The organism is Oceanobacillus sp. GQ8, assembly GCF_059758495.1.
Genome location: NZ_JCAXEV010000003.1, coordinates 227451 through 240118, shown reverse-complemented (window position 1 = coordinate 240118; position 12668 = coordinate 227451). Strand labels below are relative to the sequence as shown.

The following is a 12668-nucleotide window of genomic DNA, read 5'->3' as shown; positions in this document are numbered from 1 at the left end:
TAGAGCGGTTTGGTTGATTTGTCAATAGTTTCTGAAAATTTATCTTGCTTGGTGTTTCACACGTTGTTGATGTAGTTGGAATGTCTCCATTTTTCCAAATGCTTGCAAAGCACAGGCCTGAATAAGTAACACAGGAATACTTACCCCAAAGAACAACAGGGTAGCGGGAAAAAGGAAGGCAAGAAGTGAAGTAAGTGCTAAGCCAAAAATAATTAAAATAACAGACAATGGAGATATTCCTGCTGCTAGCACAGCATATGTAACGTATTTCCAGAAAGGAAGATCAAAATGTACATGGACTGCAAATAAATAGCTTGATAGCACAACAAACAAAACGGAAAGCAGGAGTAGCGCAGGAAATACGATATAATCTATAAATATATCATAGGGTAATGTTTGAATGATTGAAAAATCGACATAAATAAAGAGATAAATAGGAAAAAGAAGTAATGTTAGTTTATTTCCTTTCCAAAACTCATTCCGATATGTGTTAGCAAAAACCTGCCATGTGGAAAACCCTTCTCCCTCTCTCAGCCGCTTCCTTATTACGGTGAATGCACTCAATGTTGCTGGTCCCACTCCTAACACTCCGGCACCAAGGACGGAGAACAGAATCCATAAAACGTTCACATAAGCCATTCGTGCGACCCACTCAAATAATCCATACAATCCTTTCATAGGCATTCTCCCCACTATTGAAATAATCATTTTCTTGGTTCTATTAACTAATTCCAATATAATGCAAGCGACCATTGTTCGCAATAGACATTAAAATGAAAAACTGCCGGCCAATGACCGACAGTTCCAAAAATGATAGGTTTCCTTCTATGAAACAAAGAAACTAATTGTAAATACAACAGCAAACCCAACTAACCCAATAATCGTCTCCATCACGGTCCAGGTCTTTAGCGTCTGTTTCTCTGTCATTCCAAAGAATCTATTTACTAGCCAGAAACCAGAATCGTTCACATGAGAGAAAACAGTGGCTCCACTTGCAATCGAGATAACGATTAATCCAAGCATAGGCTGGGAAACTTCCATCATTCCAATAATTGGTGAGATCAAGCCTGCAGCTGTGATCATGGCTACCGTAGCAGAACCCTGTGCGACACGTACAAAGGTGGAGATTAAAAATGCAGCTAATACAAGTGGCATGCTGGAATTAGCCATCATTTCCCCTAAAACATCGCCCACACCACTGTCGATTAAGGTTTGTTTAAAAACACCACCAGCACCCGTAATAAGGATAATAATCCCGGCAGGTTCCAATGATTTTGTAGCAATATTTTGCACTTCCTCTTTGGTATAGCCACGCTTTGTTCCAAGTAGATAAAACGTAAGCAAAGTCGAAATGGTTAATGCAACGAACGGATGTCCAACAAATGTTAGCAGGGAATGTACAAATGTTCCTTCTTCAAGAATTAAACCGAACACCGTGTTAATCAGAATCAATACAAGTGGAATCATAATTAACGTTGCAACCATTTTGAAGCTAGGCATGTCACGATCATTTTTATCCACTTGTTCTTGCAATTGCTTTTCCGTAATATAGGCCGGAGCCTCTAGATGTATTCTTTTCGCAATAAACTTCCCGAACATAGGCCCCGCAATAACCATTGCTGGAATACCAGCTAGCACACCAAATAAAATGACCCAGCCTAGATCTGCATCTAAAATGGAAGCTACGGAAATTGGTCCAGGTGTAGGTGGCACAAAACTGTGTGTAACAGCTAGTCCTGCTAAAAGCGGTATCCCAAAATAAAGCAGCGATTTTTTTGTCTTTTGTGCCAGGCTATAGACAATTGGAATTAGAATAACAAGTGCCACATCAAGAAATACTGGTATGGCTACAATAAATCCTGTTAAACCAAGTGCCCATTGAACTTTTCCTTCCCCAAATTTATTGATTAAGGTGAGGGCAAGACGTTCAGCCCCTCCAGAGACACGTAACATTTCACCGAACATGGCCCCGAGTCCTACCACAACGGCAATAAACCCAAGGGTTCCCCCCATCCCTTCTTCCATGGTGGTTAGAATTTCGGTAAGCTCCATTCCGGACAAAACACCGATAAATAAACTCGATATGAGCAAGGCTACAAACGCTTGCAATTTCGATTTCATTACTAAGAAAAGTAACAACGATATCCCAAGAATTGTAACTAAGATTAACATTGTCGTATTAGACATTCTCTCTCCCCCTTATTGTTTAACGCTTTCACCAAGGCCTTACTACCACTCCGCAATCGAACCGTCCTGATGCCTCCAAATTGGGTTTCTCCAGTGCGTTGCTTTCTTCTCCATTTCTTTAACGTGCTCTTCATTTACCTCAATACCTAATCCAGGTCCGTCTGGAATCTTGGCATAACCATCTTCGTATGTGAAGACGCTTTCATCCGTTATATAATCCAACAGATCACTGCCGACATTGTAATGGATGCCCAAACTTTGTTCCTGAATAAAGGCATTATGTGATGTTGCGTCAACCTGTAAGCATGCTGCCAATGCAATTGGCCCAAGTGGACAGTGAGGGGCAACAGCTACATCGAAAGCTTCTGCCATGGATATAATTTTTTTACATTCGGTAATTCCTCCAGCATGGGATAGGTCTGGCTGAATAATATCCGCATATCCATCTGTTAACAGTGATTTGAATTGCCATCTGGAAAACATCCGCTCTCCCGTAGCAATTGGTGTCGTAACATGATTCGCAATGTCTCGAAGTGCTTCATTATTTTCCGGAAGAACAGGTTCCTCGATGAACATAGGACGGAATTCTTCCAGCTGTTTTGCTAATGTTTTGGCCATTGGCTTATGTACCCTTCCATGGAAATCAATTCCTATTCCGACATATGGTCCGACTGCGTCTCGAACAGCTGTAATTCGTTCTATAACCTGATCAATTTTTTGATGGGAATCTACGTATTGCAATTCCTCTGTTCCATTCATTTTTATTGCTTGAAAACCCCGGTCCACTACTTCTTTTGCAGCATTTCCAACATCTGCAGGACGATCTCCCCCAATCCAGGAATAGACCTTAATCGTGTCACGGCATGCTCCTCCAAGTAATTGATGAACAGGAGCATTGTAGTATTTTCCTTTAATATCCCAGAGTGCTTGATCAATACCTGAAATGGCACTCATCAAAATAGGGCCACCCCGATAGAATCCAGATCGGTACATCATATTCCAGTGATCTTCAATTCGCTGTGGATCTTTTCCGATGAGGTTCTCCATTAATTCTTCAACAGCTGCTTTTACTGTAGCAGCTCTTCCTTCGATGACGGGCTCTCCCCAACCCACAATTCCTTCATCTGTCTCGATTTTTAGAAATAACCATCTTGGCGGCACTTGATATAATTTATAACCTGTAATTTTCATTGTTCTTCCTCCCCTATTGTTGATTTACTGCTTGTACAAATGCAGAAGCTCGTTTTGTAAGTTCATTTAAAAATTCATCTGTTACTTTTTCTACCGAAGATACTAAAGAACTTCCAAGTCCTACTCCTACCGCTCCGTTTTTAATAAATGATGCAACGTTTTCTACTGTTACTCCACCTGTAGGCAATAATTTTAGCTGTGGAAGCGGACCACGTAAGTCTTTTACGTAACTTGGTCCTAGTGTAGAAGCTGGGAACACCTTAATGATATCTGCGCCTTCTTCAAAAGCATTCATAATCTCGGTTGGCGTAAATGCTCCAGGAATGCTCACCTTCCCATAGCGCTTCGTTAATTTAATCGTTTCTCTATCAAAGGTAGGGGACAAAATAAACTGAGCCCCTGCTGAAATAGCTAGTCGCGCTGATTCCGCATCCAGCACCGTTCCTGCTCCTACTTTTACTTCGTCTCCCAATTCACTACTAATTTTTTCAATGGTCTTAAGTGGCGATGGGCTATTTAGTGTGACTTCTAATGTTGTTATTCCTCCAGCATGCAATGCCTTTGCAATGGCAATAGAGTCCACCGTATTGTAACCACGTAAAATCGCAATTAATTTCCTATCTTCAATCCAGTTAAGCGTATTCATTTTTACTCCTCCCTTTTATCTATCTGCTGACGTCTTCTTTATTTCCTTGGTTTGTCTGCTGATTTAACTGTTTTCTGTCAGGTAACCCCTCATAATCTCCTGTGACCATGGTTGCCACAGCGCCTATCCAGCAAGCCCTTTCGACTGCCCCTTTGATGGAAATATCATCAAGTAAGCCAGACAATAATCCTGCTGCAAAGGCATCTCCTGCTCCTATTGGGTCGACCACATCGGAAACAGAATATGCTGGAACATGCCCCTCTTCCTGTTCAGATGTATAATAGGCTCCTTTTTCACCTAACTTCACGACAGCAAGCTTTGCACCGAGTTCTATACATGCTTGTCCAATTTCCTTTTCCTCTCTACTACCAAATAAGAATTCCCCTTCACTAATCCCAGGTAGTACAATATCAGCCTGCCTGATTATCTTAGTCAATGTCTCTTTTGCCTCTTTTTCTGACCAAAGCTTTCGCCTAACATTCGGATCAAACACAACTTTGACATCATTTCTTTTTGCCAATTCAATTGCATGAAAAACAGTCTCCCGACACGTAGAACTAATTGCTGGTGTTACGCCAGATAAATAGAGATAGCTTGCTTTCGCTATATATGCTTCGTTTAAAAAGCTAGGCGTCATTTGACTTGCTGCAGAGTCTTTTCGATAATAATAGACTCTGGCATCTGAACCGTTCACAATTTCTTTAAAGAATGTACCAGTACTGTTTTTGTCATCAAGCTCCACAAGGGAGGTGTCCACTCCCTCTCCACGAACTTCCTTTAAAATTTTTGCTCCCAGCTCGTCTTCTCCTAATCTGCTAACCCAGCCTGTTCGATGCCCTAATCTACTTAACCCAATTAGTGTATTTGTTTCCGCACCTGCAACCCTCGGCATAAATGAGGCAGCATTTCTCATAAGCCCTCTTTGGTCTGGAGTTAGGGATATCATTGTTTCTCCAATTGAAATAACATCCATCTGTTCTCCTCCTTTCTATCTATGTTCCAATATAGCCAATACCACGCGATATGTTGAAGGCCGTTTTCATTACCTTTTGAGCTATCTCTTCCTTCTGGGTGAGCATTCGTTGCTTAGGACCTGCTACACTTATAGCTGCTGTGATCTTTCCTTCATTGTCATAAATTGGCGCTGCCAAACAATATAGTCCTTCTTCATTTTCTTCATCATCTATACTGTAGCCATTTTTCTTGAATGCCTTTAATTGCTCTTCTAATTCATCTAAACTTGTTACCGTATGATTTGTAATCGGTTTAAGCTCAACGTTATGCAATATATCTTTCCTACGTTCCTCAGGTAGAAAAGCAAGAAACGTTTTTCCCAGACCGGTGCAATATAACGGCTTCCTATATCCAGGCTGGGCGCTAGTCCTAATAGAACGGTCCGTATCAATCTTTGCAATGTAAACCAATTCCTCATTTGATAAGACCGCCATAAAGATGGTCTCCTGAACAGAATCCTTTAATCTTTGTAAATGTTGGGCCCCCACTGAATGAATATCTAGGGATTCCATAGCCCTTGTTCCTAATGGTATTAACTTTTCACCTAGGCGGTATTTTTTCACCATATCCTGCCTTACGTAACCTTCTTCTTTCAATGTCTTTAACAAATTGAATGTACTACTTTGAGGTAAACCTAGTTTTTCACTCACTTCTTTTATAGTTAGCCCCTCCTGGTATTGGGAGAGCACTTCAAAAATTTCAAATACCCTTTTTGCTGACTTTACTGACATCCTTATACCTCCTTTAAATCACATATGTGATTTAAAATTACATATGTGATTTAACAAACTTAATATATCACCTGAAAGCGCTTCAGTCAACCACAAGAAATTCAAAATAATATTGGCACTTGTATGGTAGTTGTTCCATCAACGAAAAAAGGGAAAGAAATCTATTTCGATCTCTTTCCCTTTGAATCCGCTTGTATAGTTTTACCTTAGTGTACTTCAATTCCACCATCAATGTTGATTGCTTGTCCTGTCATATAATCAGCATCAGATGAAGCAAGATAAGACACTAAGTTTGCCACATCCTCTGGAGTTTGAGAGCGCTCTAGTGGGATGCCATTTACTTGTTCTTGCCAAGCTTCTCCTTCTTTTAAGCCTTTATATTCTACCATGCCTTTATCAATACGGTCCCACATGCTTGTTCCTACGATTCCTGGGCAATAAGCATTTACTTTAATATTAAATTGGGCAAGCTCTTTAGCTGAAGCCTGTGTCAGTCCATGGACAGCGAATTTTGTTGCTGAATAAGCTCCAAGTAATTCAAACGCTGTTTTACCGGCAATACTGCAGGCATTAATAATTTTACCGCCATTTTCTTGTTCTTTCATCTGCTTCGCTGCTGCTTGTGTACCGTAAACTGTTCCAAACACATTGACGTTAAAGATTTTGTCCAGGTTATCTGGTGTTATATCCTCAATCGCCTCTACTTGGTCAAATCCAGCATTGTTAATAAATACATCAACCGAACCAAATTTATCAACTGCTTTTTTAACTAGATCAAATTGATCCTCTTGTTTCGCCACATTTCCTTCAACCGCGATAGCATCAATATTATTCTTTTTAAATTCTTCTACTGTTTCCTGGGCAAGGTCAATATTCATATCGTTAATAACAATATTAAATCCGTCATTCCCCAGTCGTTCGGCAATCCCTTTTCCAATACCTTGTGCTCCACCTGTAATGACTGCTACTTTACTCAAAAATATCACCTCTCCTAAAATTTATCTCATAGTTTTTTTACCCTAGACCTTTTTGACTAAAACATTGTATTAAAGAGAATTGGTATATTAAAAAGAAATGTTTAGGATAGCAGCCTTACCACGTGTTCCCTCGACTTTTGAGCAGTTTCCCTATTAGATTCCTAACTCCTTTTACGTACAGTGAATTTGCACAGATTATTTTGCCTTCTAGACTTAACGAGCAGCATACTTTTCCTTTCCTACTATTTCTCCTATTCACCAACTCAAGTTCTATTCCTTGCCCAATATTCCCTTAGCATAATTCCCCCCAAATGGAGCAAGTTAAATAGTAGTATATTTAGATTGGAGTTAGGTCTGTGGAAGAATATCTTTTCATTCTCTATCGCACCCCCATTGCATTCATCGCAATTTTGTTGTTTTTTAAATTGACAGGGAAAAAGGATGTTGGAGAGATAAGTATTTTAGAGATCGCGGTCACGCTTATGATTGCCGACATTGGTGTAATTGTTATCGAAGACCAGGAGAGATCTCTGTTCATAGCGCTTCTACCAATCTTCCTCCTTGTAATTATTCAATATATTGTATCCAAGCTCACACTTAAAAGCCAAAAAGCTCGTGACGTTATTGATGGAAGACCCTCCCTTATTATTGAAAATGGAAAATGCCATCAGCAAAACATGAGGGATAATGGCTATACAGTGGACGACCTTTATGCCCAGCTTCGCGACAAGGGTATCGCTGATATCTCAACCGTCAAATACGCAATGATCGAAGCCTCGGGTGCCTTTTCTGTCTTTGATTATGACACCCCATTTAGCCTTCCCATAATTGTGGACGGCGTGGTACAGGAGGAGCAGCTAGACATCCTGCGCGTTAATAAAGATTGGCTATTTAGCCAGATTGAACAACGAGGGCATACCGTGGAAGATATATTTATTTGTAGCTATACAGACGGAGAGCTTTATATGGAGAAAAAAGAGGGATAAAACTGAATTCCACACTATATATTAGTATATAAACTATATTTACAATCAGATTATTTATTATCGTATTTACCTAACTGAACGGTAGAAGATTAAATCACAAAAAGCTGGCAGAGACAAATAGATACCAAACTTTGTTGCTTTGTGGTATGTTATTTTTTGAAAACTTTTTTTAATTTAATAATAGAGGGGATATGCTATGGAAACGTCGATGAAGCTTGCTGCGGTGGCGTTGTTAATTCTTTTAACTGCGTTTTTCGTTGCAAGCGAATTTGCGATTGTAAAAGTAAGAAAATCTAAAATGGAGGCCCGTGCAAATGCAGGTGATAAGAAGGCCAAAAATGCGTTAAAGCTGGTAAATAATTTGGATTACTATTTATCAGCTTGTCAGTTGGGTATTACCATTACAGCATTAGGACTTGGATGGTTAGGAGAACCTACTCTTGAAGTATTACTTTTACCAATACTTGAAAGTCTGGGATTGCCGTATAGCTTAACGCATGTATTTAGCTTTCTTATAGCATTCTTTATTATCACATTCCTTCATGTGGTACTTGGAGAATTAGCGCCTAAAACATTGGCCATACAGCGAGCGGAAGCCATTACGCTTCTTTTATCAAAACCTTTAATTCTTTATAGTCGTATCATGTATCCGTTAATTTGGTTACTGAATGGATCTGCGAACATTTTTGTTCGAATGCTCGGTTTTAAATCCGTAAAGGAATCCGAGGAAGCCCATTCTGAGGAAGAACTTCGCCATATTTTAACCGAAAGCTATGAAAATGGTGAAATTAACAAAACGGAATATGAATACGTAGATCGCATCTTTGAGTTTGATAATCGAACAGCTAAAGAAATTATGGTGCCAAGAGTAGAGGTAGCGGTAATTGATATTGGTGATCCAATCGAATCAACGTTAGATTTTCTTAAACAGGAGCGCTATACACGTTTTCCAGTAGTTCAAAATGATAAAGACCATATCATTGGTATCCTGCATATAAAACAAATATTCAATACAGATTGGTCTAACCTCGATTCATTGGAGGATTTTGTTCATCCAGTGATAAAGGTATTCGAAAATATACCAATTCGTGATTTATTAGTGAAGATGCAAAAGGAAAATACGCACATGGTTGTTTTAACAGACGAATATGGTGGGACCTCAGGTATTGTTACAGCCGAAGATATTATTGAGGAAATCGTTGGAGACATCCGAGATGAGTTTGATGCCGAGGAAGAATACGAGGTTACTGAAAATAGCGATGGTACTTATTTAATAGATGGAAAGACTTCCATTTCTTATATTAATAGCTTTTTCGGTATTGAATTAAAAAACGGAGATGTTGACACAATTTCCGGCTGGGTTTTCAACCAGGAGATTGAACCAGAAGAAGGTACTGTAATCCAACTAGATAACCTTTATTTTGAGGTCGTTCAAATTGAGGATCTCCACATTCAAAAAATAAAGCTAACCATAGAAGAACAACTTAAAGTAATTTGAATAAACGCCTACTGCTACTTTAATGAGCAGTAGGCGCTTTTTGATCGACATACTATCTCACAATTTAAGTTTTATACTTAACAATACTTCAAACTTATAGATAAATCTATAAGTTATGTTACGATAAAGTGAAACTTCAATCAGTGGGGATTTTCATTATTCCCTCACTAATATGTTAGTTGAAAGAATCGGGGGTTATCGTCCGTTTACTCCTTATTAAACACAATGTTTCACTTCATAATTTAAGCCGGAGTCTTACGGGCGGTTGCACCGGGGGAACCTTTAGCCCATTTCAATAAATTTCAACAGACGCTAAATTTTTATAGAGGAAGAAATCAAATGCAAACTAACAACACCTACTCCCTACCAAAAATCTTACTCTTTATTATAATATCTCTGTCTGTTTTAACTGTGTTCCGGCTTGCATGGGAATCATTTTATACTCCACCAGAAGACTACATTGCAGAAAAAGGTACAGTTGTTTTAGATAATGTAAATTTGGAAAATGACACAATCATACGCCTAAACGGCGAATGGGGTTTTACGCCGGGCGTGTTAGTAGATCCGAACTCTCTTTCAGCTCCCTCCTCTTTCATTGAAGTACCAGGTAATTGGAGTAATCACCTCAACTCAGATGAAGAGAACGAGACTTTTGGTTATGGTACCTATCAGCTAAAAGTTAAATTCCCTAATAAAGAACCTTCTAGCTATGGCATCCGTTTTGAAAGAATTTCTACGGCTGCTAAGGTTTTTGTAAATGGAAAATTAGTTAAGGAGTCAGACCCTATCGCCACAGACGAAGCGACCTCAACAGCTAGGATGTATGGCCCTTTTTCGGGATACTTCACCACAGAAGAGAATGAACTACATATCGTTGTCCAACTATCAAATTATGAAATACCACTATTTGGCGGGTTAACGAAGTCCGTTGAGATTGGTTCTTACAGTGCAATCAATAAAATAGAAACGCAATCTATCTTTTTACAGTTGCTCATTGCCCTTATTTATTTCTTACATGCTGGTTATGCGTTCTTTATCTACTTTCTAAGGAAAAGTAATTTGGAAAAAGAGCTTTTATTTTACGGACTGCTTGTCCTTCATTCTGCTATAGTTTTATTATTCGATCAAGAAATCCCTATTAAACTACCATTCGAGGCAGACACCTCATACAAACTCATTATCTTTTTCTATATAACAACCCTTTTCCTGATTGGGAAGTTTATTCAGCATATTCTAAAGTCAACTCGAAAGGCATATGGCTATATGGGTTATTACTATGCAAGCTTAGTATTCGTAAATCTCCTCCTGCCCTTAGATTATTTTTATTTCTTTGCTATTTTTGTTTTAGGTTTCTTTATTGTAACAGTACCGCTTTTATTTTATGACACGGTTGGAACAATTCGGAATGGTTACAAGGATGGGTTGCTTGTGTTGCTAGCATTAACTGGTTATGCGTCAAACATGCTTTGGGGTAGTGGCATAAAATTAGCCGGATTAGAAGCTCCTTATTATCCGTTTGATACAGTCGTGACCATTATTGTCTTAGCCTTTATGCTCTTAAAAAAACAAATCTATATTTCCAATCAATATTCCCTACAGGCTGTAAAGCTGCAGGAAGCTGATAAACAGAAGGACGATTTTCTGGCACGAACATCTCATGAGTTACGTAACCCACTGCACGGTATACTGAATATCGGCCAATCCTTATTAGAACAAGATCTCGGGAGGAAATCACGTCAAAATGTAAACTTGCTTCTCCAAATCGGCAGACAGATGAAGCATACCCTAAATGACCTTCTCGCCATTTCGCAATTAAAAGATGGGCGGATTCGTTTAGAAAAAAAAGCAATCCACATACGTTCCGTTGCTACAGGAGTTCTCGATATGGTTCGATTTATGACTAACGAGCAAAATGTGTCTTTTCATTTAAATGTAACAAATACTTTTCCCCCTATTTCTGCAGACGAAAACAGGATGACACAGATTGTTTTTAATCTAGTTTATAATGCTGCTCGGCATACGACAGAAGGCTTTATTATAATTAGCGCTAGACAAGAAAATGGATTAGCTCTTATTTCGATTGAAGATACGGGAAAAGGAATTAAGCCGGAAGATCAAGATCGCTTATTCAAACCTTATGAACAGGTGGAAACCGATCCAAATTCTAGTGATGGCGGCATCGGCCTTGGCCTTTCCATTTGCAAAGAGTTAGTTGAGTTACATGGCGGGGAAATAACAATTGAGTCCACAGTGGGTATTGGCACGACTATTACGTTTAGTATCCCACTTGCAACGGAAAAGGAAGAAAATATGCCCTTCCACGCGGAATCATCATCTGTATTAGAGAATGTTCAAGAAACATTCCAGAAAGAACAGATTCGTCTACAAGGAGAGCATGTTCCTACTATCCTATTAGTGGACGATAACCCAATAAATTTAAAAGTATTAGAGAATATTTTAGAAACAGATTATTCTGTTGTAAAAGTTTTAGAGGCGAAGAAAGCATTAGAGATCATAGAACAGCAACACATTGATCTATTAATAGCAGATGTCATGATGCCAAGCATGTCAGGCTATGAACTAACGGAGGAAGTCAGGAAAAAGCATACACTCACCGAGCTTCCTATTCTTTTGCTAACCGCCAGACATCAGCCTGAAGACTTACGAATCGGGCTTTCGATTGGAGCAAATGATTATGTGACAAAGCCTGTGGATGCAACTGAATTAAGAGCCCGTTTACATGCCCTGATAGCATTAAAACTATCCGTGGCAGAACAATTACGTATAGAAGCAGCATGGCTACAATCGCAAATACAGCCACATTTCTTGTTTAACACTTTAAATACTATTGTGTCTTTACAAGAAATCGATTCTGCCAGAGCTACACGGTTACTTGAGGAGTTTGGTAGCTATTTAAGGGGGAGCTTTAAAGACCAACATGTTAACAGAGTTGTTCCACTTGCTGATGAACTCGAATTAGTTCAATCCTATTTATACATTGAAAAAGAACGTTTTGGTGAACGGATTTCAGTGGACTATAATATACAGTACAAGGAAATGTACCTTCCACCTTTTACCATTCAACCGCTTACCGAAAATGCATTGAGACACGGCATCTTGAAACGAAGCAGAGGCGGGACCGTTGGCCTCCATATTACGGAGGATGGAGACTTTTACAAAGTTCTTGTTACAGATGATGGTATGGGGATGGAACAAGAGAAAATAGAAGAAATTCTTCAATTTGAGAAAAAACCAGGTGGTGGAGTCGGTGTTTCGAACACACACCGTAGACTAATCCAGCTGTTTGGTGAAGGTCTCACCATCACGAGTGAAGTCGGTAAAGGAACACACGTTAGTTTTTGTGTACCAAAAAAACTTTCACCTTCCCATTAAAGATACCCCATCCACACTTTTGGTAGATGGGGTATCTTCTATCTA

The 12668-nt window shown here is 39.2% G+C and carries 10 protein-coding genes; 3 read left to right on the top strand and 7 right to left on the bottom strand.

Annotation, left to right across the window (positions count from 1 at the left end):
* Window positions 1-39 precede the first annotated feature (39 nt).
* The 7 genes from AC6CHS_RS10075 to AC6CHS_RS10045 all read right to left on the bottom strand — a co-directional run bounded on the left by AC6CHS_RS10075 (window position 40) and on the right by AC6CHS_RS10045 (window position 6746).
* The gene (locus AC6CHS_RS10075; RefSeq protein ID WP_498235880.1) at window positions 40-678 is read right to left on the bottom strand and encodes a YesL family protein; all 639 of its coding nucleotides are present in this window, start codon (window positions 676-678) and stop codon (window positions 40-42) included.
* A 147-nt stretch (window positions 679-825) separates the two neighbouring features.
* On the bottom strand, window positions 826-2187 hold the full coding sequence (locus tag AC6CHS_RS10070) for a GntP family permease (RefSeq protein ID WP_498235879.1): 1362 nt from the start codon (window positions 2185-2187) through the stop codon (window positions 826-828).
* A 42-nt stretch (window positions 2188-2229) separates the two neighbouring features.
* Window positions 2230-3378: a galactonate dehydratase gene (gene dgoD, locus AC6CHS_RS10065; RefSeq protein ID WP_498235878.1), complete on the bottom strand. Its 1149-nt coding sequence runs from the start codon at window positions 3376-3378 to the stop codon at window positions 2230-2232.
* A 13-nt stretch (window positions 3379-3391) separates the two neighbouring features.
* Window positions 3392-4024 (bottom strand): bifunctional 4-hydroxy-2-oxoglutarate aldolase/2-dehydro-3-deoxy-phosphogluconate aldolase, encoded by a 633-nt coding sequence (locus tag AC6CHS_RS10060; RefSeq protein ID WP_498235877.1) that lies wholly within the window; start codon window positions 4022-4024, stop codon window positions 3392-3394.
* A gap of 19 nt (window positions 4025-4043) precedes the next feature.
* A complete protein-coding gene (locus AC6CHS_RS10055) occupies window positions 4044-4997 on the bottom strand; it encodes a sugar kinase (protein ID WP_498235876.1) in 954 nt (317 codons plus the stop codon).
* Window positions 4998-5016: 19 nt separating this feature from the next.
* Window positions 5017-5769 carry an IclR family transcriptional regulator gene (locus AC6CHS_RS10050; RefSeq protein ID WP_498235875.1) on the bottom strand — a complete coding sequence of 251 codons (753 nt, stop codon included), beginning with the start codon at window positions 5767-5769 and terminating at the stop codon, window positions 5017-5019.
* 206 nt (window positions 5770-5975) lie between these two features.
* On the bottom strand, window positions 5976-6746 hold the full coding sequence (locus AC6CHS_RS10045) for an acetoin reductase (RefSeq protein ID WP_498235874.1): 771 nt from the start codon (window positions 6744-6746) through the stop codon (window positions 5976-5978).
* Between the two features lie 356 nt (window positions 6747-7102).
* Between AC6CHS_RS10045 and AC6CHS_RS10040 the strand changes: the two genes are divergently transcribed.
* The 3 genes from AC6CHS_RS10040 to AC6CHS_RS10030 all read left to right on the top strand — a co-directional run bounded on the left by AC6CHS_RS10040 (window position 7103) and on the right by AC6CHS_RS10030 (window position 12623).
* Complete coding sequence (locus AC6CHS_RS10040) at window positions 7103-7732, top strand: DUF421 domain-containing protein (RefSeq protein WP_498235873.1); 630 nt, start codon at window positions 7103-7105, stop codon at window positions 7730-7732.
* Between the two features lie 196 nt (window positions 7733-7928).
* Window positions 7929-9230 carry a hemolysin family protein gene (locus AC6CHS_RS10035; protein WP_498235872.1) on the top strand — a complete coding sequence of 434 codons (1302 nt, stop codon included), beginning with the start codon at window positions 7929-7931 and terminating at the stop codon, window positions 9228-9230.
* Between the two features lie 339 nt (window positions 9231-9569).
* Window positions 9570-12623 (top strand): hybrid sensor histidine kinase/response regulator, encoded by a 3054-nt coding sequence (locus AC6CHS_RS10030; RefSeq protein WP_498235871.1) that lies wholly within the window; start codon window positions 9570-9572, stop codon window positions 12621-12623.
* Window positions 12624-12668: the final 45 nt, after the last annotated feature.